Origin of the sequence: Tunturiibacter psychrotolerans (assembly GCF_051013365.1) — a bacterium.
Taxonomy (GTDB): Bacteria; Acidobacteriota; Terriglobia; order Terriglobales; family Acidobacteriaceae; genus Edaphobacter; species Edaphobacter psychrotolerans_A.
Map to the genome: position 1 here is coordinate 1,323,037 of NZ_CP132941.1, position 24,834 is coordinate 1,347,870.

At 58.9% G+C, this 24,834-nt stretch carries 23 protein-coding genes and 1 tRNA gene; 8 read left to right on the forward strand and 16 right to left on the reverse strand.

Annotated features, from left to right (window positions below; all coding sequences use genetic code 11):
* Nucleotides 1–21 precede the first annotated feature (21 nt).
* Together rlmB and RBB76_RS05375 are read left to right on the forward strand one after the other, a co-directional pair.
* Nucleotides 22–810 carry a 23S rRNA (guanosine(2251)-2'-O)-methyltransferase RlmB gene (gene rlmB / locus RBB76_RS05370; protein WP_429628437.1) on the forward strand — a complete coding sequence of 263 codons (789 nt, stop codon included), beginning with the start codon at nucleotides 22–24 and terminating at the stop codon, nucleotides 808–810.
* Nucleotides 807–2,750: a M1 family aminopeptidase gene (locus RBB76_RS05375; protein WP_429628436.1), complete on the forward strand. Its 1,944-nt coding sequence runs from the start codon at nucleotides 807–809 to the stop codon at nucleotides 2,748–2,750. Before rlmB ends, RBB76_RS05375 begins: the two co-directional genes overlap by 4 nt.
* 415 nt (nucleotides 2,751–3,165) lie before the next feature.
* Here RBB76_RS05375 and RBB76_RS05380 read toward each other — a convergent pair whose 3' ends face one another.
* Nucleotides 3,166–4,875, reverse strand: a complete 1,710-nt coding sequence (locus tag RBB76_RS05380) for an AsmA family protein (protein WP_429628435.1) — start codon at nucleotides 4,873–4,875, stop codon at nucleotides 3,166–3,168.
* Between the two features lie 46 nt (nucleotides 4,876–4,921).
* Nucleotides 4,922–5,722 carry a signal peptidase I gene (gene lepB, locus RBB76_RS05385; RefSeq protein WP_429628434.1) on the reverse strand — a complete coding sequence of 267 codons (801 nt, stop codon included), beginning with the start codon at nucleotides 5,720–5,722 and terminating at the stop codon, nucleotides 4,922–4,924.
* A gap of 385 nt (nucleotides 5,723–6,107) precedes the next feature.
* On the opposite strand from lepB (RBB76_RS05385), the gene RBB76_RS05390 reads away from it, so the two are divergent.
* Nucleotides 6,108–6,578, forward strand: a complete 471-nt coding sequence (locus RBB76_RS05390) for a VOC family protein (RefSeq protein WP_429628433.1) — start codon at nucleotides 6,108–6,110, stop codon at nucleotides 6,576–6,578.
* 106 nt (nucleotides 6,579–6,684) lie between these two features.
* On the opposite strand, the gene RBB76_RS05395 is transcribed toward RBB76_RS05390, so the two are convergent.
* The 4 genes from RBB76_RS05395 to RBB76_RS05410 all read right to left on the reverse strand — a co-directional run bounded on the left by RBB76_RS05395 (nucleotide 6,685) and on the right by RBB76_RS05410 (nucleotide 13,609).
* Complete coding sequence (locus tag RBB76_RS05395) at nucleotides 6,685–9,546, reverse strand: protease pro-enzyme activation domain-containing protein (protein ID WP_429628432.1); 2,862 nt, start codon at nucleotides 9,544–9,546, stop codon at nucleotides 6,685–6,687.
* 461 nt (nucleotides 9,547–10,007) lie between these two features.
* Nucleotides 10,008–10,892 (reverse strand): signal peptidase I, encoded by an 885-nt coding sequence (gene lepB / locus RBB76_RS05400; protein WP_429628431.1) that lies wholly within the window; start codon nucleotides 10,890–10,892, stop codon nucleotides 10,008–10,010.
* Nucleotides 10,889–11,719, reverse strand: a complete 831-nt coding sequence (gene rnc, locus RBB76_RS05405; RefSeq protein WP_429628430.1) for a ribonuclease III — start codon at nucleotides 11,717–11,719, stop codon at nucleotides 10,889–10,891. The genes lepB (RBB76_RS05400) and rnc overlap by 4 nt, the downstream gene beginning before the upstream one ends.
* Nucleotides 11,720–11,800: 81 nt before the next feature.
* The gene (locus tag RBB76_RS05410) at nucleotides 11,801–13,609 is read right to left on the reverse strand and encodes a tetratricopeptide repeat protein (protein WP_429628429.1); all 1,809 of its coding nucleotides are present in this window, start codon (nucleotides 13,607–13,609) and stop codon (nucleotides 11,801–11,803) included.
* Nucleotides 13,610–14,274: 665 nt separating this feature from the next.
* On the opposite strand from RBB76_RS05410, the gene RBB76_RS05415 reads away from it, so the two are divergent.
* Nucleotides 14,275–15,627 (forward strand): heme-binding protein, encoded by a 1,353-nt coding sequence (locus RBB76_RS05415; RefSeq protein WP_429628428.1) that lies wholly within the window; start codon nucleotides 14,275–14,277, stop codon nucleotides 15,625–15,627.
* A 194-nt stretch (nucleotides 15,628–15,821) separates the two neighbouring features.
* On the opposite strand, the gene RBB76_RS05420 is transcribed toward RBB76_RS05415, so the two are convergent.
* From RBB76_RS05420 to RBB76_RS05430, 3 genes are read right to left on the reverse strand one after another with little or no spacing between them, the layout of a single operon-like run.
* The gene (locus tag RBB76_RS05420; RefSeq protein ID WP_429628427.1) at nucleotides 15,822–16,181 is read right to left on the reverse strand and encodes a nuclear transport factor 2 family protein; all 360 of its coding nucleotides are present in this window, start codon (nucleotides 16,179–16,181) and stop codon (nucleotides 15,822–15,824) included.
* Between the two features lie 34 nt (nucleotides 16,182–16,215).
* Nucleotides 16,216–16,899 carry a zf-HC2 domain-containing protein gene (locus RBB76_RS05425; protein ID WP_429628426.1) on the reverse strand — a complete coding sequence of 228 codons (684 nt, stop codon included), beginning with the start codon at nucleotides 16,897–16,899 and terminating at the stop codon, nucleotides 16,216–16,218.
* A complete protein-coding gene (locus tag RBB76_RS05430) occupies nucleotides 16,896–17,600 on the reverse strand; it encodes an RNA polymerase sigma factor (protein WP_429628425.1) in 705 nt (234 codons plus the stop codon). The genes RBB76_RS05425 and RBB76_RS05430 overlap by 4 nt, the downstream gene beginning before the upstream one ends.
* Before the next feature lie 209 nt (nucleotides 17,601–17,809).
* On the opposite strand from RBB76_RS05430, the gene RBB76_RS05435 reads away from it, so the two are divergent.
* Nucleotides 17,810–17,885 (forward strand) — tRNA-Ala (locus tag RBB76_RS05435).
* Nucleotides 17,886–17,981: 96 nt separating this feature from the next.
* Here RBB76_RS05435 and RBB76_RS05440 read toward each other — a convergent pair.
* The 3 genes from RBB76_RS05440 to RBB76_RS05450 all read right to left on the reverse strand — a co-directional run bounded on the left by RBB76_RS05440 (nucleotide 17,982) and on the right by RBB76_RS05450 (nucleotide 20,345).
* The gene (locus RBB76_RS05440; RefSeq protein WP_429628424.1) at nucleotides 17,982–18,983 is read right to left on the reverse strand and encodes a quinone oxidoreductase family protein; all 1,002 of its coding nucleotides are present in this window, start codon (nucleotides 18,981–18,983) and stop codon (nucleotides 17,982–17,984) included.
* A gap of 27 nt (nucleotides 18,984–19,010) precedes the next feature.
* Nucleotides 19,011–19,802 (reverse strand): enoyl-CoA hydratase/isomerase family protein, encoded by a 792-nt coding sequence (locus tag RBB76_RS05445; RefSeq protein ID WP_429628423.1) that lies wholly within the window; start codon nucleotides 19,800–19,802, stop codon nucleotides 19,011–19,013.
* Nucleotides 19,803–19,949: 147 nt separating this feature from the next.
* Complete coding sequence (locus tag RBB76_RS05450; RefSeq protein WP_433963520.1) at nucleotides 19,950–20,345, reverse strand: AraC family transcriptional regulator; 396 nt, start codon at nucleotides 20,343–20,345, stop codon at nucleotides 19,950–19,952.
* Between the two features lie 145 nt (nucleotides 20,346–20,490).
* Between RBB76_RS05450 and RBB76_RS05455 the strand changes: the two genes are divergently transcribed.
* Both RBB76_RS05455 and RBB76_RS05460 read left to right on the forward strand, forming a co-directional pair.
* On the forward strand, nucleotides 20,491–20,880 hold the full coding sequence (locus RBB76_RS05455) for a hypothetical protein (protein WP_429628421.1): 390 nt from the start codon (nucleotides 20,491–20,493) through the stop codon (nucleotides 20,878–20,880).
* Nucleotides 20,881–20,992: 112 nt separating this feature from the next.
* Nucleotides 20,993–21,280 (forward strand): muconolactone Delta-isomerase, encoded by a 288-nt coding sequence (locus RBB76_RS05460; RefSeq protein ID WP_429628419.1) that lies wholly within the window; start codon nucleotides 20,993–20,995, stop codon nucleotides 21,278–21,280.
* Here RBB76_RS05460 and RBB76_RS05465 read toward each other — a convergent pair.
* From RBB76_RS05465 to RBB76_RS05480, 4 genes are read right to left on the reverse strand one after another with little or no spacing between them, the layout of a single operon-like run.
* Nucleotides 21,270–22,520 (reverse strand): MFS transporter, encoded by a 1,251-nt coding sequence (locus RBB76_RS05465; protein WP_429628418.1) that lies wholly within the window; start codon nucleotides 22,518–22,520, stop codon nucleotides 21,270–21,272. The two genes, RBB76_RS05460 and RBB76_RS05465, sit on opposite strands and share 11 nt — an antisense overlap.
* Nucleotides 22,517–22,846 carry a hypothetical protein gene (locus RBB76_RS05470; RefSeq protein ID WP_429628417.1) on the reverse strand — a complete coding sequence of 110 codons (330 nt, stop codon included), beginning with the start codon at nucleotides 22,844–22,846 and terminating at the stop codon, nucleotides 22,517–22,519. Before RBB76_RS05470 ends, RBB76_RS05465 begins: the two co-directional genes overlap by 4 nt.
* A gap of 2 nt (nucleotides 22,847–22,848) precedes the next feature.
* Nucleotides 22,849–23,412 carry a cysteine hydrolase family protein gene (locus RBB76_RS05475; protein ID WP_429628416.1) on the reverse strand — a complete coding sequence of 188 codons (564 nt, stop codon included), beginning with the start codon at nucleotides 23,410–23,412 and terminating at the stop codon, nucleotides 22,849–22,851.
* Between the two features lie 58 nt (nucleotides 23,413–23,470).
* Complete coding sequence (locus tag RBB76_RS05480) at nucleotides 23,471–23,923, reverse strand: MarR family winged helix-turn-helix transcriptional regulator (protein ID WP_429628415.1); 453 nt, start codon at nucleotides 23,921–23,923, stop codon at nucleotides 23,471–23,473.
* 354 nt (nucleotides 23,924–24,277) lie between these two features.
* Here RBB76_RS05480 and RBB76_RS05485 point away from each other — a divergent pair, with 354 nt between their 5' ends.
* Nucleotides 24,278–24,832 carry a TetR/AcrR family transcriptional regulator gene (locus tag RBB76_RS05485; RefSeq protein ID WP_429628414.1) on the forward strand — a complete coding sequence of 185 codons (555 nt, stop codon included), beginning with the start codon at nucleotides 24,278–24,280 and terminating at the stop codon, nucleotides 24,830–24,832.
* Nucleotides 24,833–24,834: the final 2 nt, after the last annotated feature.

Below are 24,834 nucleotides of genomic sequence, written 5' to 3' on the forward strand. Positions count from 1 at the left end.
CCTGGGCGGTAGACTTGAGGGATGGAAGTTCTTTATGGGCTGCACCCGGTCGAGGAGGCTATTCGGGCGGGGGGGCGGCAGCTTGACCATGTCAGTGTGGCCCGGGAGCGGCGGGATGAGCGGCTGGAGAGGCTGATCGAGCTGTGCCGGACGGCTGGGGTTCGGGTGTCTCTGGAGTCTCGGGATCAGTTGACCCGGTTGGCGAGGACGGATGCTCACCAGGGCGTGCTCGCTGTGGTTCGGGAGCGTAAGTTCCTGGGGATCGAGGATCTGCTGGCTCCTAAGGCGGAGGGACAACACAGGTTCTTCCTGGCGCTCGATGGAGTTGAGGATCCGCATAACCTCGGGGCGCTGTTGCGGACTGCGGATGGAGCGGGCGTCGATGGAGTGATTCTGCCAGAGCGACGTTCGGCGCCGGTGACGGCGACGGTGGCGAAGACCTCGGCGGGAGCATCGGAGCATGTGAGGATTGCTCGGGTGACGAACCTGGTTCGTGCGCTGGAGCAGATGAAGCAGAAGCATGTCTGGGTGCTTGGGCTGGATGAACGCGGAACACCGGATTACACCGAGTATGACTTCAAGAGTGATTGTGTTCTGGTGCTGGGGCGCGAAGGCGCTGGATTGCACGATCTGGTGAAGAAGACCTGCGATCATCTGCTGCGGATTCCGATGGCGGGACAAGTGTCCTCGCTGAACGTGTCGGTTGCGGGCGCGGTTGTGATGTATGAGGCGATGCGACAGCGCCGTCAACCTGCAGCTCCGCCGGCTGCACGAAAGCCTTTGAAAGAACGTAAGGGATTCGGATCTTGAAGAGTTTTGATGTTGTTTCGGCTGGAGGTCGCTGGCTGGTTCTGGCGGCTGTGTTTGGAGTTGGTTTAGCGCGGGCACAGGAGACTCCCCCTGCTGATGCGCCTCCTCCGCCTCAGGGTAAGGTGCTGTTCGATCGAAATCTGGATACGCCAGAGATCGAGAAGAAGGAGAAGCCGCCGGAGAGCCAGGTGGCGGTTGAGGTCAGCGATGCGGAGCGCACGTCGCTCACTTTCATTTCGTACGATCTGGATGTTCATGTCACCCCGGCGCAGTCGCTGCTGGCGGTACATTCGAGATTCACCGTGAAGAACTCGGGGAAGGCCCCGCTGACGAGGCTTGTATTTCAGATCTCTTCGGCTCTGAGCTGGGAGAGTTTTGCGATGCAGAGTGAGGGGCGCGTGGTACCTCTCACTTTCACGCAGCATGCGATCGATACAGACGCCGATCACACGGGCAAGGCGACCGAGGCGGTGGTTTCTCTGCCTAAGCCGCTTGAGCCGGGTGCAAGTCTTGCGCTTACGGGCTTTTACTCGGGCGAGGTGGTGCAGTCGGCGGAGCGGCTGGAGCGGATCGGTGCGCCACTCGACCAGGCGTCTCATGCGGACTGGGATGTAGTCACCTCGGAGCACACCGCGTTGCGGGGGTTCGGCAATGTTCTATGGTATCCGACGGCGGCGGCACCGGTGTTTCTGGGCGATGGCGCGAAGCTGTTCCAGAGTGTGGGGCTGAACAAGCTGCGGCAGGCTGATGCGACCATTCGGATGCACCTGACGGTGGAGTACGTCGGGGATGCGCCGGATGCTGCGTTCTTCTGTGGACGACGCGAGCAGTTGACGAAGGTGAACGAGAATCAGAACCTGCCGGTGGCTGAGTCGCCCGGAGTTGCTACGGCTGATTTCCCCGAGCAGCCGTTGGGATTTCGTACCCCTAGTCTCTTTCTTACCGACCGGGCGGGGACAGTGACCGACAACAGTCTGATCTCGGCGGTGACCGAGCACTACGATGCGCTGCCGAGCTATGGCGCAGCGTCGACGAAGGTGCAGCCTCTGCTGACTGAGTGGCTGGGGACTGGGCCGTTGAAGATGCTCAACGTGCTGGATCACGAGGGGCAGCCGTTTGAGGACGATGCTTTGCTGGTGGTGCCGATGCGCGCAGCCGCTCCGGATGAGTTGGCTCCCTCTCTGGTGCATTCGTTGAGCCACGCCTGGTTTGGCTCGTCGCATGTGTGGCTGGATGAGGGTGTGGCACAGTTCCTGTCGATGCTGTGGATCGAGCAGAGTCAGGGGCGCGAAATTGCCATCAAGCATCTGCAGGAGGGGACGAATGCGCTTGCGTTGGTAGAGCCTGCTCCGGTGGCCACCACTGCGGCAACCTCTATCGTCGGAGGAGCTAACGATCAGCCCGTCGAGCCTAGACAGAACCTGATTCAGGCGAGCGACGATGTGTACTACCGAACGAAGGCTGCGGCGGTGCTGTGGATGTTGCGGTCGCTGGTGGGCGATGACGCTTTGAAGAAGACACTGCAGGCTTACCGGACCGATAAGCTTGACAGCGATCCGAAGGAGTTTCAGCGGGTTCTGGAGCGAACGGCAAAGCGGGATCTGGCCTGGTTTTTTGATGACTGGGTGTATCGAGATCGCGGCCTGCCGGACCTGAGCATTGCCAATGTAACGCCTCGGGCACTCGATAAGATCGGGGACAAGGGTAAGGGGTATCTGGTGTCGGTGGAGGTAAAGAACGACGGAGATGCGGCGGCTGAAGTGCCGGTGACGGTCCGATCGGGGACGCTGACTTCCACGCAAAAGCTTCGGATCGCGGGGCGCTCGAGCGCTTCTACGCGAGTCGTGTTCGAAGGGACTCCGGATGAGGTGATCGTCAACGACGGCAGCGTGCCTGAGGTGACGGCTTCGATCCATACCAAGCAGATTGAGGCGCATTAGGGTCTCCTTTCTGGGGGTGCCCCCCCCCCGGTTGCCCGCGTGTAAGTTTTTTATTTTCAACAACTTAGCTGGGGTCGTCCTTTGTAAATTCATCATTCGAAAAGGGTTGCGGCTAAATTCGTCCAGTCAAAGGATTTATGGGTTTAAATGCGAAAGCCCCGGATATTTCCCGGGGCTTTTTTTTGCTGTTTCCAGTATAGCTTTTGGAGGGTAACTGATACGCCACGCTTATCTTATTGTGCGGGAAGGGGTTAGGTGTTTTTGGGGCTTGACAGCTTTTTCGGTGGGACAGCGAGAGCAAAGACGAAATACGGGGTTTCTCCACTGCGCTAGTCGCGAAAGGTCGCGAGCAGCTTCGGTCGAAATGACGATTTTTCTTTGGGGAGGAAAGGCGAGAGAGCAAACCTTGCGGCGACTAGCGGTGGGAGTGCGGGGCTGGGGTGCGGGGTGAGGTGTCGGTCCAGGTTTGAGGTTGGCCCCAGGGGCGGGTGGCGGTGAGGTCGATGCGGTAGGGGCCGGTGGCGCGGTTGGTGGGTAGGACTTCGGCGAGGCCGTCGCCTAACTGGGGGATTGCTGTGGCGAGGGCCAAGAGGCGGGCAGTGGAGGCCATTCCGGTGAGGTGGAAGGTGCAGCCGTTGGCGTCGAAGCGGCCCTCGAGGGTTGCGGGATCTTTACCGCCTAAGGCCAGAGATACGGGGGAGAGTTGAAAGCCGTCGACTGCTGGAGGAGCTGGTTTATGGTGTTTGGCCTGCTGGGGGGTGGGAGGGGTTGCCGTTGTGGAACGCAGCGCTATGTCGCCGCTGACGAGAGATGCTGGGCCGGCGTGGGGGTTGATGAGGCTGGCGTTGGTGAGGAGGAGGCCGCCGTGTAAGGGGAGCGTGCCGGATGGGCCGGGAGCGTAGTCGATGTTGCCGGTGAGTGCGCCGGCGGCGGTGACGTCGGCGGGGACGCGGGAGCTGGCGACGCGGAGCCAGTCGAGGAGGGTGGTGGCGGGTAGGCCGGGAGTTCCGATCTGAATAGAGGAGGATTTGGGATTGCGGAGATCGGGGAGGGTGCCGGTGAGGGCGAGGATGGGGGCGTCGGAGGAGCCGGCGGGTGGCCAGCTGCAACGGAGGTCCTCGAAGCCATGGAAGTCGGAGGTGGCGGTGCCGAGGCACTGGAGATCGATATCCATTGGCTGGGCGGGGACGAAGTCGGCACGGCGGGCGCCAGTGAGGCGAAGGTGGCCCTGAACCAGGCTGTTGCTGACGGTTCCCTGCGCGTTGGCGGTGAGATCCATCTCGCCGCGGAGGCCGGCGTCGCGGCCGAGGAGGAAGCGGCTGACTTCGCCGAGGGGAGCATTGCGCCAGGTGCCGCGGAGAATGATGGGGACCTGGCCGAGCGAGGCGGCGCGACCGAGGGTTCCTTCGAGTTCGAAGAGGCCGGTGTCGGAGACGTTGGTGTCGGTGCGTGCGGGATGGGCGGAGAGGCGGAGATGCCACTGCTGGGGGTCGGGGAGCCAGAGGGCGAAGTCGGCGTCGGTGAGCGAGAAGGGAGATTTTTCGCGGTCGAGCTTGAGGTTGAGGCGGGCTCCGGTGGCTTCGATGTAGGGGAAGCGGGGGGCGGAGCCGGAAGTTTTCTGGGCGGTGGGAGCAGCCTCGATGCGGGCGGCGTGGAGGAGGATGCTTTCGAGATTCCACTTGCCGTTGGAGAGATGGACGAGGTTGACGCTGGGTTCGGTGAAGCTGATGGTGGAGAACTCGACGCGGCGGCTCCAAAGGGAGCTGAGGCGGAGGGTGGCGCGGACGGAGTTGGCGCGGATGACAGGCTCGTAGCCGAAGGCGGGGTCTTCGTCTACAACAAAGTTTTCAAGCGTGAAGCCCGGTAGAGGGAGAAGGTTGAGGGAGACTTTGTCGAGGTGGACGGGGCGGCCCAGGCTGTTGCCGATGCTGGTGGCGATGCGGTGCTGATAGCGGTTGACGCTGATGTAGGGCGGCAGCAGGATGAGCAGCATGACTGCGAGTACAGCGAAGGCGAAGTAGAGGAGGCGACGCAGCGTGTGGGTGCTGAGGGACGGAGCGGTGTCGTGTTCGGCGGCGTCGCCGGGGTCGAGGGGGCGCTCGAAGGTGGGATCGGTTTCCTGCATGAATGTTGGTCCGGCGCGGTGGGATGAATCGCGCCGGAGGAACCTCTTATTTGATGAGATGGAAGGTGCGTTTCCAGCGTGTCTGGTCGAAGATGTGGATGAGGATGTGGCCCATGAAGCTGAGGCGCTCGCCGATGCTCTGCTTGTTGATCTGGTCGGCGGGAGTTTGGAAAGACCAGTAGACGAAGAGGGGGCGGCCTACGATGTTCTCGCGTGGGACGAAGCCCCAGTAGCGGCCATCGAGGCTTTCGGTGCGGTTGTCGCCCATGGCGAAGACTTTGCCGGGGGGGACGATGAGGTCGCCGTCTTGAATGTGGCTGGGGAGCTCGTAGCCCCAGCTGGCGGTTACGTTGCCGTAGTTGTCGGGTGGGACGGCGGGAAAGTCGTCGCGGTAGGGATCGAAGGCGTGCTGGGGATTGTCGTCGTTGACGGGCATGCCGGCGTAGGGCTCGTTTTGTGCGACGCCGTTGAGGTAGACGACGCCGTTGCGGAGGTGGATGCGGTCGCCGGGGATGCCGATGGTGCGCTTGACGAGGAAGAGATCAGGCTCGCCGGGCTTGAAGAAGACGATGATGTCGCCGCGCTGGACGTCGCGATAGAAGGTGAAGGGTGCCCACTTAGCGGGCGGGGCGAGGGAGATGCGGTCGACGAGGACGTGGTCGCCGATGAGGAGGGTGTTGACCATCGAGGCCGAGGGGATCTCGAAGTTCTGGAAGATGAAGGTCATGACGAAGAGACCGATGGCGAGGACGGTGCAGATGGAGGCGAGGGACTCTAGTGGAGTTTCGGCCTGTTCCTGCTGGGCGACGTCGGGGGTGGCGGCTTCGGTTGTGATGGTTTCGGGCAAGACTCTTCTCCACAGATGCAAGTATCAGTGTATCGCTGATGGGGGCGGGGTGGCGGGAGGTTTTGGTGGTGGGATTTGCGGGATTTTTTTCTGGCGTGGTGAGGATGAGGGGTTTTGGTGTTTTTGAAGGGGTTTTGGGGGAAGCGTGGTGGTTGGATGTGGTGTTTTGGTGGTGTAACTGTGGTGGAATGCGTGGTGAACTTGGTGTTTTGGCAGTCGTGTTTTCGGGTCTGAACAATACGCCACGGTTTTGGGATTTATTTTGTTGGCTGGTTGTTTTGGGCGTCTTTAGACTTGGGGTTGGGCATCTCAAACTTTCATTGGGCCGGACTACCCTTGGCAGGGCGACGGCGAAAGACAGATTTTCGAGGAGGCTAGTCATTCGATGAGTTCATCTTTGAACAAGATCACTCCGTTTCTCTGGTTCGATAACAACGCTGAGGCTGCAGCGGATTTTTATCTTTCGATCTTTCCGAGTGGCCGGAAGTTGGATGAGCTTCGCTCCGGCGAGGCCGGGCCGGGGCCGAAGGGCTCGCTGGTTGTGGTCAGCATTGAGCTGGAAGGACAGCAGGTCACCTTTCTGAACGGTGGCCCGAGCAACAAGCTGAGCGATGCTTTTTCGTTTGTGATCCGGTGCGATAGTCAGCAGGAGATCGATAAATATTGGGCGAAGCTGACTGAGGGAGGCTCGGAGACTGCGTGCGGCTGGTGCAAGGATAAGTTTGGCGTCAGTTGGCAGGTGGTGCCGAAAAATATTACTGAACTGGTCAGCAATCCGGGTGGGATGCAGGCGATGATGACGATGAAGAAGCTCGATATCGCTGCTTTGGAGAAGGCTGCGGCTGCGGCGAAGTAGGCTTGCGTCGAAGTTTTCCGAGGGCGGTAGAGCGGTTTGCGCTCGGCGCGCGAATGCCCACTTCTCAGAATCGAGATATGGGGGCACACGGCGAGTAGACGATGCGCTATTTCAACGTGAGGGTGAAGTTGGTTGAGGCTGTGATCGTGGTGTTTACGGAATCGGTCCCGGTTAGCGTGAGGGTGTAGGTGGTCGCGCCGGCTGGTGGGGTTGAATTGCCGGTTCCGCTGGAGCTTCCGCCTCCACTTCCTCCGCAGCCCGAGAGTCCCAGGCTGGCTACTGTGAGAGCGATGGCGAGCCATAGGGATGGGCTTAGTCTTCGTTTTCTCGTGAAGAGGGATCCGCAGGCTATCAGGCTTGCGTAGAGGACGAGGCCTGGCGTTTTGCGCCATGGTGATGAGTTTTCTTTTGTCGAGGAAGCGTGTGAGGTGAGGGTGCGGAAGTTCGAGCGCTCGGCCGGGGCTGTGGAGTTACATATCGATCCTACGCCGATGTTGAGTGTGGCCGCGTTCGGATTGTTGGTGGTCGATGCGCTGATGAAATAACAGACTTCTGCGGTGCCATTCGTAGTTGTAGCGGCGAGAGACCAGACGACCCTGCCGCTGTAGCCCGCAGCTGGAGTTGCACTGATTGGGATGCTTCCCTGACTGCCGCTTGCGACCGTGAGATTCGCGGCTGTAACAGTGAAGGTGCCGGTCGCCGTTACGTTTCCGACGAGGATCGACGTGGTTGCGACCGCGGGCAGATGCGTGGCGTCACCGGGGTAGGTGACGGTGATCAAATGGGAGCCGGGGGTTGCGGGCGCGACGAATGTGTACAGTGCGATCGCGTTTGACTCAGACGCGTTTGTTGAGGAGAACGCTAGAGCCGCTTGTGAGACGGTGTGATCGACAGATACCGCGAGGGTGCCTGTGGGCACGTTATTTCCATTGAGAACCCCGCTGGATGAGTAAAAGGATCCAACAGTGATCTGGACTTGAAGGCTTTGCCCCGGCGAGGCCGAAACTGAGTATGGAGTGAGCTGAATGTTCGTGGGGGTTCGGCTCGTGGTGCTGGTTGTGGGCCACGCTCTCACCAGATTGCCGAAATCGACGCTGCCCAGGCCGGTCGCTTCGTCATAGCCAGGCGTTGCAGCATAGCCTGATTCTCCTGCTGCAGCGCAGTTGCCGGTGCCAGAGATGCAGGCGTTTGAGCCGGACGTGATGTCGTGAAAGGCGGCGGCATAGGAAGCTGAATTGGAAGCCAGACCGTACAGTTGGGGGTTGATATTGCCTTGTCCGTCTGTTTGCTCAATCTGATTCAGGATTGCGAGGAAGCCTGCGAAGACGGGTGCGGCAAAGCTGGTCCCTCCGGCCACGCTGTAGTTCCCCTTGCTGTCCTGAAGGCCATTGCTGCAACTTGTCTGGCTCCCGGTGAGCGTGGGGTCACTGGAGCATAAAAGGAAGCCTGGGCTTTCAATAGAAGACTGGAGAGCTATGTCGGGAAGAAGGCGAAATGCTCCTGAGGGTATGCCGGGGACACCGCTTTGCCAAGTGGGACGAGAGAAGTGAGAGCTGGTACCGCCGCCACCTGCCGCAATGCCAAATGAAGCTGAGCCCTCATTCCAGACCACCTCAGGAACGTAGGAGAGCAGCGAGCCAAATGGCGCGTTGGAGCTTGAACTCCAATACGGACTGGATCCTGCAGCAAAGGTTCCCGCCGCCATCTGAGTTCCGCCGACGGCTGTTACATAAGGGCTGGATGCCGGATATGAGACCGAAAGAGCCTGTTGCTGGGTAAGCGTCAGTCCGGCGGAGGTGAAATCAGCGCACTCGGTGGAGCCGCTGTCGCCTGAGGCTGCAACGAGAGTTTGCCCCTGAGCTGAAGCCTGTTCAAAGATGGAGTTTCCCTGATCGAGGTCTGTCGGACTCATAAGCGATTCGCAGACGCCGTAGCTGATGCTGACCACGGGAGCGATGTTCTCTTCGATCGCGAACGCCAGGGCATCGAAGACATCGTAGTTCTGGTTGTTGCCTACATAGACGAGAAAGATGTTGGCATTTGAGGCGATACCGGAAGAGTACTCAAGGTCGATCTCCGATTCTCCCTGATCCCCAGGGGAGATGGCTTCTACCCCAGAACCTGGAACCAGAACGGGAGTGATTGGAGTCAGTCGTCCGGAAAATATCTGAAAGGAAGTAATCTCAGAAGAATCTGCCGTCGTGTTTACAAAGGACTGACCGACGACAGCCAGCGCCTGGCCCGCACCAGAAAATCCACTCGTTGAGAGGGTGTTCAGGTCATACATGGTAGCGATATCCAGCGGCCCCAGGTAGTGGGCTTGCGTTGAAGGTGCCGTGTAGTCGGGTTGGGGTCGGGTTTGTACTTTGATGGATGGTTTGGGGCGGAAGTTTGAGAGGTGGAGGACGGCTGCAGTGACTGAGGCTAGTTCGTTTGGAAGGGTGAGGTCGGCGGCTGGGGCGAAGTGCTGTTCTCCATCGACCTGGTAGTAGTGGAGGTCAGTACCGAAGGCAGATTGCACCTGTGCGGCGGTGCCGGAGAAGGTGATGCGATCGCGGCTGCGGGCGATGGATTCCATGTGGAAGCCTTGGGACTGCAGCCAGGTTTCTGCGGCGGCGATGTCCTCGTCGGCCATGCCGAAGCGGGTGGCGAAGGTGTCCGGTGTGAGCCACTGGTGATAGAGGGGTGAGGACGGATTCTGCTGCGAGGCTAGCAGTTGCTGGAGGTCAGCTTCCTGCGCGGGCGACCGCTTGAAGACCAGAGTGATGCCGGGGATGGACATCTGCGAGGGTACGGGGCCGAGATCCTGTCCGCGGCTGGCTTGTGGGGTGCGCGATCCGACGAGCGCGGCTCGGCTTGAATCCGCGATGTTACGGGTTAGGCGCGGCGTGGGCTTTTGGGCAAAGGCAGAAAAAGAGCAAAACAGCAGGACCGTCAAAATGGACGGCGGAACAACTCGGCAGATCATACGGGGTGGTCAATCTTTCCAGGGCCTAGATGGTTGTGGGACTGGAGGAAACCTTAGCACATGAGGTTGTCAGACAAGTACAGGAATCTACCTTCAACTACTTCACGGTCATGGGACGAGCTTTGAGATGGATGGCGCTGGGCTGTTTCGATCTATAGAAAACGAGGAGAGAATGTGCTGAAAGATAACGAGACAGTCTCCTCCTCGCGAGTTGACTGCAGGTCCTTCGACTGCGCGTCTCGCGATGAGACTGCGAGACGCTCCGCTCAGGATGACAATTTTTATATCCATCAACTACTTACGTTCTATATCAATCAACTAATTGCGCCCGGCCTGCTCCATCGCTTACTTACGCACGGTCTCTATCCATCAACTACTCACGCACTACCTATATTGATCAACTACTTATGCCCCGCCTATATCGATCAACTACTTAGGCCCGGCGTAACGGTCGATATGGGCTAGCGGACGATTTGGAAGGTGCGGCTCCAGCGGGCGAAGTCGACTACGGATTCGAGTTTGCTGGGGCGGGGGTGGCTGGGTTTGGCAGCGGCGTCGGGTTGGGTGAGGGTGGCTGCGGTTGTGTCGTCGGGCTCTTGCGGCTGGAGGGAGAAGTAGATGACGAGGGGCTTGCCGACGATGGCTTCGCGGGGGACGAAGCCCCAGTAGCGGCTGTCCTCGCTGTCATTGCGGTTGTCGCCGAGGACGAAGTAGTTGCCGGTGGGGATGATGAGCTCGTTGTTTTCGATGAGGGAGCGCATGCGGATCCACCAGCGGGAGTCGATCTCGGGATCGGGGGACTGGAGGCGGGGGAAGTTGTCGCGGAAGTTGTCGGGCGGGCTGGGGCGGTAGACGGCGTAGGGCTCGGTGAGGACGTGGCCGTTGATGTAGACGAGGCCGTTGTGGAGGCGGAGATGGTCGCCGGGAAGGCCGATGACGCGTTTGACGAGGTGGAGAGTGGAGTCGACGGGATCGTGGAAGACGATGATGTCGCCGCGGTGGACGGTTGCGGCGGGAAGGAGGGTGCCTGCGCCGTCGGGGGCGGCGGCCTGCTTGTCGACGAGGAGGAAGTCGCCGACGAGGAGGGTGGACTCCATGGATTCGGAGGGGATGCGGAAGGGCTGGACGCAGAAGGTGATGATGAAGATGGCGATAACGATGAGGTGCAGGAGGGATTGGAGGGCGGTGGCGACGCTGGGGCGGTCGTGGTGCGGGTGACGGCGGGGATGGCTTGAAGCGGGGTGGGGGCTTGGCGGACGGTTTTGCGGGGCCTCGGACGTCGCCTCGGACGTTACAGGGGCGACTGGGATTGCGGGGTTGCTTGAGACGGCGGCGAGTTGGGTCATTCGACCACCTCCGCGGTTACGTCTAGGGAGGCGGAGTCGGCGACAAGGTTGGCTTCGGCGATGAGGCGTTCGAATGCGAGACGGGCGGCGGCCTGTTGGGCTTGTTTTTTGGTGGTGCCTTCGGATTCGGCGAGGGCGCGGGAGCCGCCGGATTTGTCGTCGACGCGGACTTCGACGCGGAAGCGCTTCTGGTGGTCGGGGCCGCTCTGGTCGGTGAGGACGTAGTGGGGCTGGCCGGCGCCGGTGGCCTGGAGATGCTCCTGGAGGGCGGATTTGTGGTCGCCGATGGCTCCGCTGAAGGTTTTGCTGCCGTCGAGGGCGAGGTGGAGGTCGGGGAGGGCGGGCTCGATGATGTGCTTTTCGATGAAGGCGCGGGCGGCGTCGAGGCCTCCGTCGAGATAGAGTGCGGCGATGACGGCTTCGATGGCGTTAGCGAGGAGGGCGGGCTTTTTGCGGCCACCGGATTGTTCTTCGCCGCGGCCCAGGCGGAGGAGTGAGCCTAGGTCGATGCGGGCGGCTACTTCGCCGAGATGACGGCGGCTGACGAGCGAGGCGCGGAGGCGGGTGAGTTCGCCCTCGCGTGAGGAGGGGAAGCGGCGGAAGAGAGATTCGGCTACTGCGAGGCCCAGGACGGCGTCGCCGACGAACTCGAGCTGCTCGTTGTCGGCGGCTGGGTCTGGGAGGGTTTCGGGGTTGGTCTCGTAGGCGAGGGAACGGTGGGTGAGGGCCCAGGTGAGGAGGTCGGGACGCTGGAAGATGTGGTCGAACAGAGCCGGGGGGGCGTCGTTCGACTGGGATCGTCCGGGCTTTTTATGGCGCGTCGTCATGGAACTCCCCTGCTTTACTTTACCGGACGGAGGCGGTTGTGCACCGGTGGTTCGCGACTGGTTTGCGCGTGATGAATCCAGTTAGTGGGGGGGCGGAGGGCGGTAGGCGTCCTTTTCGGCCTTGCCGCTGGGGTCGAGAGGGGCGTCGTCGTCATCTTCGTCCTTGGCCTGCTGCGCGACTTTTGGTGCGACGAAAGGCTCTTTGATTCCCTTCTCCGCGGCGGCTTTGGTGTCGGGCTGGGCGTCGCGGACGGTGAGTGCGGCCTGGTACTCGGCTACGGCTTTTTTGCGATCGTCTTTGACGTCGTAGAGGCGGCCTAGATAGATGTGCGACCAGGCGAGGGTGCGGGGATCCTTGGAGGAGTCGAGGACTTCCTGGAAGTCGGCGAAGGCTGCTCCGGGCTGGCGCTGCATGAGATTGACGCGAGCGAGAACGTAGTGGGCCTGGGCGTGGTCGCCGTTGGGGTCGGCGAGGACTTTGTTCGCGATGTCAGAGGCGCCCGTTAGATCGCCTTTGTAGATCTTTTCTTCGGCAAGCTGGAGGCCGGTGAGTTGCTGCGGAGCGCGGCGGAGGACGTCGCGGCTGCCGGAGGGCAGGAAGGCGATCTGCCTGGCGTGATGACTCTCACGCTCTACGTCCATCCCGTAGACCATCTCTCCCATGTACTCCTTGAGGCTGACAGAATCTTTTTCCATCTGGCCGATCTGGTTGTAGAAGTATTCGGTGAGAACCCAACCCTGGCGCATGGCGAGATCGACGGCCTTGCGACGAATGGCTTCGGCGTCGTGCTCGTAGGTGCTTAGCTCGGCGTTGTACTGTTCGATTTCGGCTCGCTGCTTGACGGCGGTGGGCTTGGCCGGTTTGGCGATGCCTACATCCATCGTTCTATCTTCGATTGCCTTGATGAGGCACTCGGTGATGAGAGGCACGATTTCGGTCTTGTAGGTGTAGTCGAGCGGCGCATCCTGAACTGCCTTAAGCATGGGCTGGAGGCGCTCCATCGCGGAGGAGCGGGAGTAGACCAGAGGCTCGATCTCATAGTGGAGATAGATGTGGCGGATGTCGTCCATGTGGACTGCGCCGAGGGGCTCGGCTGCGGGCGAGGCGACAACGATGTAGTCGTTCGAGTAGATGCGGGCGTTGGTGGTGGAGGGCGCGAGCATCGGCTCGAGGAGCACCAGGAAGCGGCGGCCGTCGTAGCTGCTGACGGGGAGATGCAGATAGATATTGCTGGCGAGGACTGTCTTCGTAAGGGGATCGTGAACGCGCTTGAGGAGATCTTCGTACTCGGGGCGATGCTCGATCCAGAGGGCGTTGAGATGGACATCTTCGGCGAAGGTTCTGAGGAGCGGAAGAATGTTGACGACCTGGGTGGAGTCTGGGGGGAGTTCTGTCTCGCCTACCGTGGGGGTGAGTTCGGGTGGCGGTGTGAGGTAGAGAGCCAACGAAATGTATTGGGCGAGATTCAGGCTCGCGTCGCCGAGGGTGTGTTCGCGAACGTAGCCGCAGAGGGCGTCCCTACTGGTGCGAGCCTCGGCGGAGTCGGCTAACTCTGCGTTAATCTCATCGCGGATTTTGAGGCGGACGGGGGCGGAGTTAGCAAGATCGGTGTCGTAACCGCAGACGTTCAACGCCGTGGCGAGATAGAAGAGGGGCTCGCTGGTCTCGAGCGTGATGGCAGAGCCACCGGCTTCGGGCTGAGCGATTCGAGGCGCAACCTTGGTCGGTGCCTCCTTCGAGACGGTTGTATCTGGGGCCGTGTCTGGGGTGCTGTTGCTTGATGAGCTCGACTGCGCGTGGAGAACGGAAGCGGGCAGGAGGAGAGACGATGCCAGGCACAGCGAGAGGAGCAGGCGTTGCCGATGAAACGATTTTGTGGGAAAAGACACGATATGAATAGGACGCTCCTGTGAAGTTTATGGGAGCAGAGGGAGGGGTGGCAAACGGGCAGGGTCAGTTTGAATCCAGCGTCGGAAAAAGCATATGTCCGATCAGCCCGTTGCATGGCCAAGTGAAAGAACAATTCGTAAACAGAAGCCGACTTCTCGACACCAATCTGGTAGCGTACCGATGACCTTACAAACGATCACCTTGCTTTCTTATAGGCCTGATCAGATCATTTTCAACTTCTGAAAATTCGCCGATTTTGTTGTTGCACTTCAGCCTCGGATTGAGTACGAGGAATTCCTCCCCCGGTTTTGTGGCTAAGGCTCGCGTTCTTTCTTCGAGTTTCCTCTGATCGACTAGGCTCGGAAACCGATTTTCTCTGAAGGCCTCTCAAGCAGGCGCATAGCAAAGCTCACTAACCTCGGGCTACGTACCGGCCATGTTTCTGGAACAACAGCGATCAATGGATTCCCACAATTTCAAGTAGGGAAAGAGACGCTGTCAGGGCCATCCGCAAACTAAAACGACACACGCATATCCTTCACGTCACTGAGTCAACCATCGTGCAGACCGATTTGTTGCGCGCGATCTAGTGCTACCACTCGGCGTTTGTAGAAGGGTTCAACCAAACTGCCTCTTGCTAGCCAAGCGAAGGGAAAGGTACATCATGAGCAGATCCAATATCTCACTCGACTCCGGTTTCCATTTCGACGAAGTCGATCCAACCACTTCCAAACCCGTCGATCTGGAAACTCGCAGACTGCTGTCGGTTAATCCCGGCCTTGCTGCTCTGCTGTCTACACAAACCACGCTGGAAGATCAAACGAATGTCGTGTCCGAACCGCTGGGCGACCTGGTGGGGTTTGTCAATCCTGTGGATCCCACGCAGGGCCTTGTCTTTGCCGGCAGGGGCTTCAACACGATTTTTCGCCCTCAGAGTCCCAAGACAACCACGGCTCTTCCCGTCAAGGTTCCCACCAGCGACAACATTCTGGAACTAAACCTGACCACCGAGACACTCAGTTTTGCCGCACCTCTGGGCAATGTGCCTAACCGCGGCTTCGGAACTCAGGGAGACATCTTCCTGAACGCTGTCCCTTATGTACAGTCAGTCACCGACGTTACCTCGTTGCCGGCGACGGGCATCCACTTCGAGCCCGGCATGTGGCTCGCCGTGCCGCCAACGACCCAGCCCGCCGAGGCGGCGACGATTTACACGCGCATGGCGTCAATTCCGCATGGCGTGACGATCAATGCGCAAGGCATCTCTCTGGGTAGGACGGCCGGCAAGCCTGATTTCACGAACCCGGCATTGCAAGTTAACATCAACCCGTTCCCCATCGGTGGAGCCCAGCAACCTTCGGCACCCGGTACCCGCTTCTTTCCCAACCAGACCGTGACGACTCCGAACACTGCCAGGATTCCGCAGGATCTTACGTCTTTTATCGCCGCAGGAACCATTACGCAGGCGATGCTTGACAATCCGAATGTAGTCCTGCAGAACGAGATCGCGTCGCAAAACATGCAGAGCTTCGTGACGCTGATCGTGACAACAGACTCTGCCGGTACGCTGCCGACGCCGCCTCCCAATCCGACAAATCCGCCCGCCGCACCCGTGCCGACAGCACCCGGCTTTGCGGGAGGTCCTGCGGAGATCGCGTTTTTGACGGGAGACAATCACACGCCCCCCCAGAATCCGAACGCTCACGCCTTCAAGATGAAGGCGGTTTTCTGGATCGAAACGGTTCTTGAAACGATCGTAGTTCCGGCTTGCCCGGCAAATGGATTGCCAATCACGATCCAGGCTGCGCCGCGCGCGGGGAGCTTGCTTCGACCTACCTTTACGCTTACGCCCCCCAAGGACATCAGCGCACCGAAGAAGATCGTTGTGCCGTTCATCCAGATTCAGTACAGCCAGACGGTTTTCCTGAACTTCGGTCCTCTTACCTGGCCGCATGTGTCGGTGGCGACGCTGATCCCAGCCGATCCGATTGTGGTCCCGACTTATCTCTTAACTTAAGCAGTTTCCTGGCATGTTCTTGGACTTAGGCGGGGGTTCACCTCGCCTAGATTCTTAGTCCCCGTAAACGCGCTTTCCGTCATTGGGCCGTAACGTCGGCGAGTCGGACAAGTGCCCTTCGAGCCTGACAGACTGAATGCGATGTATTTGAAATTCTCGCTGGCGTGGAACTCAAACTGATCCACTAGCGATGTTCAGGAAGGATCGCTATCGCGAATCTCCATGTTGCGGATGAGGCCATCCTGCACGAGGTAGACGTGGTGGACCATCTGGTCGGCGAGGACTTTGCCGGTGAGATCGCGGACGACCTGATGGACGTGAACGGTGGTGCGGCCATCGGCTTCGGGGGTGAAGTCGGTGGGTTCGACGTGCGGGTCGAAGATGGCCCATTGGCGCGTCCAATAGTCGCGAACCTCTGCGTGACCGTGCGCGCGACAGTTTTCCATTAAGTTGGGCCAGTCGACGTCGCGATGCATGAGATTGAGTACGCCGTCGATGTCGCGTGCGTTGAAGTGCTTGTAGGCAGAGGCGAGAAGTTCGCGATCAGTCTGCATGGACCTCTACTTTTGAATCGGCGAGTGGCGGTTATTAGCCGCGGACGGAGATGCCTGAGAAGGTCAGCACGACGCGGCCTCGAACCGGGGCGCCGAAGACGCTGGCCGGCTGGAAGACGCTGGTCAGGAGTTGATCGACGACCTGGCTTTGGACTGCGGGGCTCTCGGGTCCGGAGACGATGCGATAGTCGTAGACCTTCCCGTCTGAGTTCACGCTGGCTTCGACTACGATGACGCCGTCGTGATCGGTGAGGATGGCGTGCGGGTTGACCGAGGAGTAGAGGTAGTGGGGCGAGGTCATGGCGCCGAGGGGCTCGTCGTTTGCCATGACGGGCTCGGGTGCGGCGACGAGACCGAGCAGGAGGGCGATGCTGCCGACCAGCATGACTGCGCCGGCAAAACCTGCAGAGACCTGAAGCAATAGAGGACGGACAGCGTTATCCCACTTGAGGCTGATGGTGTCGATCCAGCTTGATTTGCGCTTGGAATGCTCGTGCGAGATGGCGAGCCTGAGCCTGAGCCCGAGGTCGGCGGGAGCCTTCGCTTGCCCAACGGTTGAAAGGATGCGCTGGGTGGCGCGCAAGGAGGCGAAGTCCTGGCTGCAGTCGGCACAGTCTTCCAGATGCTTCGCGATCTTCTGCATCTGCTTCCCGCTGACATCGCCATCGAGATACGCGGAGAAAGAAGACTGGCACTTCTGACAACTTAGGGAGGTCATGGTGTCACCATCTGCTTCGATTCCTGAGAGGCCGGGGAGGACTCAGAATTTGCTGCGGGCACGATGCCATCCGCATTCAGGATGGTGCGGAGGGCAGAACGACCGCGGGTGAGTCGCGACTTCACTGTGCCGAGATTGACGTTGAGAATCTCAGCGATCTCTTCGTAGGCGAAGCCTTCGATCTCACGCAGGATAACGACGGTGCGGAAGGCCTCTGGAATTTGCCGGAGGGCGGCTTCGACGCGCTCGCGAATCTCAGCCTGGGCGGCGTGGTCGAAGGGAGAATCGGAGCGATCGGCAAGGGTTGCGGCGAGGCTGAGATGATTGTTCTCGGCGTCGGGGTCGGCTTCGAACGAGGAGTCGATGGTGATCTCCTGTTTCTTGTGGCGGGACCACCAGCGTCTTTGGTTCGAGGCTTCGTGGAGAGCGATGCGGTAGAGCCAGGTGCGCAGGCTGGATCCGCCATGAAAGCCGCGGATGCTGCGGAAGACCTTGATGAAGACTTCCTGCGTGATGTCGGCTGCGTCGGCGGGGTCGTTGAGGCTGCGGGCGATGAGGGAGTAGAGGGGCTGATGATATTGCGCGATGAGGACGGCGAACGCCTCCTCGGACCCGGCTTTGAGGTCGGCGACGAGAGCTACGTCTTCGGTGGTGATGCCTATTGCGCTTGCTAGATTACCCACTATCGTGCCCGCCTGCATATCGGGTGTCCTTTACATTACGACTTGATGAATCGCTATGCAACTATGGAGCGCGCGACGCTCACGAAGGTGTTAGAAACTGCGCCGCCGGCGGCCGAGTGCTCGCTCACTCTATTAGACTTAGACACCGGAGCAGGGTAGATAAGTTCCCACTGACATTGACTAATATTGAGCTGTCGGCCAGAATAGAAAGAGTCCTTCCTAAGAGTGGGCCTGTGGCGCAGCTGGGAGCGCGCTTCCATGGCATGGAAGAGGTCATCGGTTCGATCCCGATCAGGTCCACCAAACAGCCCCTTACAAAATCAATAGATTAGCGAAAGCCAGCCGTATGACCAGATGGTCATTCCTCTAGCCACTTGCCGTGGGTCGTCGGAAGACCTATTAGCTAGCGGGATCGAGCACAATCACGCCGGAAATTTTTCTTTCTTCGAGTAGGCGGTGGGCTTCGCTAACGTGGCTTAGTGGTAGCACCGACGCCACTTGCGCCAGCACCGATCCGCTGACGAACTTTTCGACCATGTCCTGTAGTCCCTCTCGGATCAAGTCCGGACGCGCGAAGTAGACCGGTAGGTAGATTCCAATCATTGCCTGCGCCTTTGCCATGAGTTGCCTTGGCGGCACGGGTTGGCCGGGGCCGCGAGTAGAGCCGAAGATGATATGTCTTCCAAACTTCGCGAGGCACGCAAAGTTCCGCTCGAAGACGTCGCCACCGATCGACTCCAGAATAACGTCCACTCCGCGCCCCTCTGTAACGCGAAGCACCTCATCGACCCAGCCGGGCACGCTATAGTCAATGGCTGCATGGGCACCCAGGCTGCGGACGAAGTCCCTTTTCTCTTCCGAACTGGCGGAGCCGATGACCAAGCCGGCTCCCATGACCTTGGCCAGTTGCACAGCGATTGATCCGACGCCACCTGCTGCGCCATGCACGAGAACGCTTTCCCCTTTTCGCAGGTGCGTGGACGCATTCAGCATGAGCCATGCGGTCAACCATTGTGTTGGAAGGGCCGCGAGTTTGAAGTCGTCGGCAGATTCAGGGACCACCACCGTTGAATACGCGGGCGCAGCTACCACCTGGGCATAGCCGCCTCCATTGAGTTCCGCGACAACCTTCCTCCCGACCAGACTGTTGTCTCCTCCCAAACCAACGGCTCTGACACGACCGGTCACCTGCAGCCCGGAGATACGAGGAAGGACCTTGTCTGATCCAACATGGGTCTCTGGACGTTGGTAGACTCCCTGGCGTTCACGGATATCGACATAATTCACTCCGCAGGCGGTGACGTCGATCAAGACCTCGCCGTCCTTTGCGGCCGGCTCCGGAAGATCCAGGTATTCAAGTACGGTGCGGTCGCCAAACGAGGAATATTGGACAGCCTTCATTTAATGCTCCTTCTCTAAAGTTGAAACTTACTGCTCGTCTCCAAATCGGGCCATAGGGAAAGGCTTGCCTTGATCGGCTGCGCAGGCGGCATTGCGGAGCGCCGTTTGAACATCCTCGTTATCAAAGAGCGGCATCGCGATGTCGTAGAGCACTGACCTGGCGGCAGTCAGTCCTCCCGCAGCCCAGGTGCGCAGAAGAGTCTTCGTAATCGCATATGCCTGTGGGGAGCCAGCCACAAGCCGATCCACCAGCGCGCCCGTGGCGTCATCAAGCTCATGATCGGGCACAACTCGGTTGACAAGGTTAAGCTGTTCCATCTGCTGGGCGGTATACATGTCACTGAGAAAAGCGAACTCGACTGCACGGGTGCGGCCGATTCGCTGCGCCAGTTGGAAGACGCCTCCCTGAAGTGTCGCGATTCCGAGGAGCGCTTCTGGACAACCGAACTGGGAGGAGCGCCCCGCTACCACAAGGTCGCAGCACAGGACCAACTCCAATCCCCCGCCAAGGCAGCGGCTTTGCACGACCGCTACCGTCGGAATCGCGAGTCGGTCCAAATGATCCAAAGCTTCGGCATACAGCTCGATCTTTGGGCGTAATTCTGCGGAGGAGACGCCAGGCCAGTCTCGGAAATCGCCTCCGAGACAGAAGTCTCTGCCTTCCGCTCGAATCAGGAGTATCCTGGCGTCGCTTTGCCCTACGCAGCGAAACGCTGCGAGTAATTCCTCGCGCATCGCGAAGTTGATTCGATTGCCTTGCGGGTGATCGAGCGAAATCGTCGCGATGGGGCCATCAATCGCCAAATGCGTAACCGGCATGGAATACCTCGCTACTGCGCGAGCGCCCATTGCTCGCTAAAGTCAGTGAGTCGCTGTCAGCTTTTAGAGTGAACTGTGCGAGGCATGATGCAAGATCAAAACTTGCAAATCGTTGTTAAGCGGAGCGGTAGATGCAATGCTGGTGGGTCAGGAGACCCTATTTGGTCGGTAAAAATTTTGCGCATCGAAGGCTTTCACTGAGCGGAAGATCGCTGAGTTTCGCGTTAGGTGCGCATCCTTCCAAGCTGCGGGTGAGAGCCCCGTCCGCTGCTTGAAGATCACACTGAAGTGGCTTGGCGAACTGAAACACAGGTGTGCAGCAACCGATGAGGCGGCCCAACCGGCTTCTAAGAGGTGGCGAGCCAGTTGAATGCGCTGGTCGATCAGATATTGGTGAGGAGAAAGACCGGTTGTGACACGAAAGCTTCTCATGAAATAAAACGAACTCAGTCCGATCTCTTCCGCCCAATCTTTCAACGTGAGCGGCTTAGAGAGATGGTCGTAAGCGTAATCCTTGGCCTTTTTCAGAGCGAAAGGAGTCATCACTCTCGCCTTATCCAAATGCAAAGCCCACCCCGGATTCGAAGGAGGCTGCTGCAGATGGGCTACGAGTCGCGTGATGAGCATTTCCCGGAATAGGGGATCGCCGGTATGTGCAGTTGTCTTGCATCCCGAGAGGAGCAGCACCGTGTGCCACCTTCGATCTGTACCCGAACGAGCACGTGGCGAAGGCGCTCGAATATTTCTGGGCGAAGGAAAAGGTCGTCGGCGCCATCTGCCACGGTGCCGTTGCGCTCGGCAATATCCCTGGTCGTATCAAGGGCCGCCAGGTGACCGGATCACACTCGAAGCCGACAAGCAGCTCCAGGCTCTCTTTGGCGCCAGCTTTGTGATTCCGCACTATCCTCAGACCGTCCTTGAAAGCACAGGCGCTGTTTACAGTAGCGTACAGCCTTACACGCCGAAGGTCATCGTCGATGGCAAGTTGATCACTGGGCAGGATCAGTCGGCTGCGTCGGAATATGCACTCGCCTTCCTGCACCTGATGACTGGACATTCGCCTGTAACGTTCGCGTGAGCCGACAGCGAACGATGAGAGGAATTGAGCTCTTACTCTGAGTCCTAACGCCGTAAGCGTGGTGGCTCAGAGCAAGAACGCTCTCAACCAACCACCGAATCGGAGAGAAGACATGTTATTTCACGTACACATCGACGTTCAGGTGCCACATGGCATCGATCAGGACATGCTGAAGCAGCTTAGCGAACGCGAGCACGAAAGGGCAAAGGAGCTTCAGTTGCAAGGAAAGTGGACTCATCTGTGGCGCGTGGCTGGGAAGTTCTCGAACATCAGTATTTTCGATGTTGCTGACCCGGCAGAGCTACATGAGGTGCTCAATTCGCTTCCTCTTTATCCTTTCATGCATGTCGAAGTGACTGCACTATGCAGACATCCGGGCTCGCTTGAGCTTAACAAGTGAAGTCATCGATTGCGGTCAAGTGGGATCGTCCCGCGGGCCGCGTCAGGACATACGCAGCAACGATAGCGGCAGCGAAGCCCGATGCTGCGCCCACTCCGAGTGCCCAACGGGGACTGAAACGGTTTGCAACCCACCCGACGATAGGCGCTCCTATGGGGGTGCCTCCCAGCGCAACGGCTAGGCGAAGCGCCATGACTCGGCCTCGCATGACTGGCTCAGTCGAGAGTTGCATCATGCTATTGGTTGTGTTGGTGAGCGTCAGTGCTGCCACACCTATGATTACGAGAGCCGCGGCGAACCACCAGTAACCGGGAGCCAGCGCAGCGAGAGTACATCCGATACCGAAGACCGCGGAGCCGATTAGCAACGAGCCGAACTTCGGTTTGTCGCGGCCGGCAGCGATCAGCGCGCCGGAGATCGTCCCGATCGCCATGATGGAGGACAGCAACCCGAAACCCCGCGCATCTGTATGGAAGACCTTGACCGCCATGGTCGAAGTAAAGATCGGGAAGTTGAGGCCGAACGTTCCAATCAAAAACAGCATGACCAGAATCGCTCGAAGATCCTGCCGGCCCCAGACGTACCGGAGTCCTTCGAAAAACCCTCCCTCGGTGCGTCGAGCCCTTGTGTTTGGATACAGTTCGGATACGCGGAACAGCGACATGGAGATCAGAACCGCGGCGAACGACAGGCCATTGATCACAAACGCCCAACCAGTTCCCACCTTCGCAATGACGATACCAGCGACCGCGGGACCGATCATGCGGCCTGCATTGAAGGAGGTCGAATTGAGGGCGACGGCATTGGACAAGTGCTGATCTCCTACCAACTCTGCGACGAAAGTCTGTCGTACGGGAGCATCAAGTGCCGCTGCAGAACCAAACAAGAACGCAAAGACATAGACGTGCCAGAGGCGGATACTACCTGCAACCGTCAGAACTCCCAAAGCCGATGCCAGTGCGCCCATTAGCGCCTGGGTGAGAATCAGGAGCTTGCGTTGATTGAAATGATCCGCGGCATAACCGGACCAGGGCAATAGAAGAAACTGCGGTGCGAACTGAAGGGCCATGACGAAGCCCACAGCTGAGGCATCGTGGTGCGTCAGTTGCGTGAGTACGAGCCAATCCTGCGCGACGCGCTGCATCCATGTGCCGATGTTGGAAACGAGAGAGCCGGCTGTCCACACTCGGTAATTGAAGATGCTCAAAGCGCGGAAGGTACCCGTCGCTGAATTCTTCATGAACGCTCCGGTTCGTTGCCCCCATTGAACTTGCCGAAGTGCCGGGCTACTTGAAGACTGATGAGCAGCGCGCCCAGCCCGAGGGCGAGGACGTGGGTTGTCGATCTCAGCTCAAAGCTGCCTACGCGCACTACGAGAAGGTATCCGACAACGGCGTTGAAGAAGCCCCACAACACATTTACCGTCGATGAGGAAAAACCCTGGCCCGGAGGTTTTGCGAAGGGACTCTGGAAGGGTCGTCCCATCATTCCGCTGACAAGATGTGGGACAGCGTTGGCCAGGAAGGCTCCTCCGAAGAAGTAGGACACGAGATGATGCCAGTTCATATTCAGGCGCTCCTTTTGCCAAGCAGATTGATGATTTCCTCTGTTGAGCCCGTCTCGCCAAGGCGGGGAAAGACATGTGCGAGGCTGTACGCGTGGGCCTCAGGCCTCAGGTCGGTCATGGCGTCGGTGGCCAGCGTAACGTTGAATCCCGCCTCATACGCCTGGCGCGCTGTCGCCTCTACGCCTGTGCCAGTGGCGACGCCAGTAATGACAACCTGCGTTACCCCGTGCGTCTTGAGCTGGGCTTCAAGATCGGTACTGGCAAAGGCGCCCCATGTTCGCTTCGTTACTACGATGTCGTTGGGTTGGCGATCTAACTCCGGGATCAAATCGGCAAATCCCTCGGGAAAGGTCGCGAGACGGCGTGGTTGCTCTGTCCGTCCTGGTGCACCGCCGGTTACATTGACCAAGACCACGGGGAGGTGAAGCTCGCGAAATGTTGCGAGCAGGGCTTGAGTGTTTTTGATGACGTCGGTGACCGGATGAAGGAAAGGCGAGCTAACGATACCCTTCTGAAGATCAACGACAATCAGGGCGGTTTTCGGGTCTAGCGTCGTAACAGGCACAGGTGTCTTCTCCTTGAAAGCGAATTTCTGTAAGGTACGAGATGCGCGCAGGACAATGTCAGTCCTCAACGAGTCGCGCGAGTAATTGGAGAACAGCCGCAAGCTTGTCCTGCTCTTGAACGGAGAGCTTCTCCTGAATTGTGGTTGTGAGCCAATCCTGCCTGGCAGCACGGCCCTCCTTAAGAAACTTTTGGCATTTCCTAGAGAGCGATATCAAAGTCTGGCGGGCATCGTTCGGATCCGGAGAACCACTTACCAATCCGGCCTCCAGCAACGAAGTGACGATGGCGCTCATGGACTGAGGGCGCATGCCCTCCGCTCGAGCAAGACTCGATACTGCGATGGGGCCATCTTTCTCAAGGCGAAGAATGACGGAGACTTGCGAAGGAGTCAAATCGCTGCGCCCGCAGTGTTCGCGCAGCTTTCGCTTGAGTTTGCCGAGGATCGCCCGCAGTTCCGCTGCAAGTGCAGAGGTCCGCTCTATTCGAGGACGATTTGCTCGCTCATCCATGAAGGCCATTCTACCCTATATACAGTTCACCTGTACAGATGAACTGTATAGCTTGCCCGCCCGCTAAAGATGAGCGAGTAGCTCATTGGTAATGACGTTCTATTGACCTTATGACTGAGGTCCCGCTCTACGGTAAGGTCGAGGCACTCCCAGCCGGCAAATCACGCGTACCAAATACGAAACACATTGAGCTCGAACATCGAGCATTCTGGAGATACCTCCTATCTGGCTCTTACACATCTAGAACTAAATGGTTCATAATAGTGAGAGGCTATTTCTACGTTTCAGTGCGGAGTGGTATCAACATGGCGGATAGAGCTGTGGAGACATCATCCAGGAGGAAGAGGATCAGGTATGGCTCGTCCTAGAAATTTCAGCCGTCAAGGGGTTCTTGAAAAAGCCCTTCCCGTTTTCTGGGAACATGGCTTCGCAGATACGACCCTTCAGGATCTCGAGGCGGCCACGGGGGTCAACAAGTCGGGTCTCTATGCAGAGTTCCGAGATAAGGACGATCTTTTTCTTGAGACCCTTCGCTACTACATCGAGACGAGCGGGATCAAGGACACGCTCACGACCGAACCACTTGGCTGGGATAATGTTCACAGCTACCTTAAGGTGGCACTCGGATGTGTTGAGGGGCAAAAGGGGTGCTTCGCCACAAATTCAATGAGGGAGTTCGCGATTCTCCCGGCGGAAGCTCATAGTATCGTTCAGAACAGTCTCAAACCCCTGCGACAACTACTCGTTAAGAACATCGAGGCGGAGCAACCGCGCATGCCGGCGGGATCGCTTGCTGACATCGTAATGACTTTTTTTGTTGGCACCAGCCTCGAACAGAACCTCGCTACAACCAAGACGGCAGGAGCGCGAAAGGTCGAGGGCTTCATGCAGATATTGCGAAGTCTGTGAAC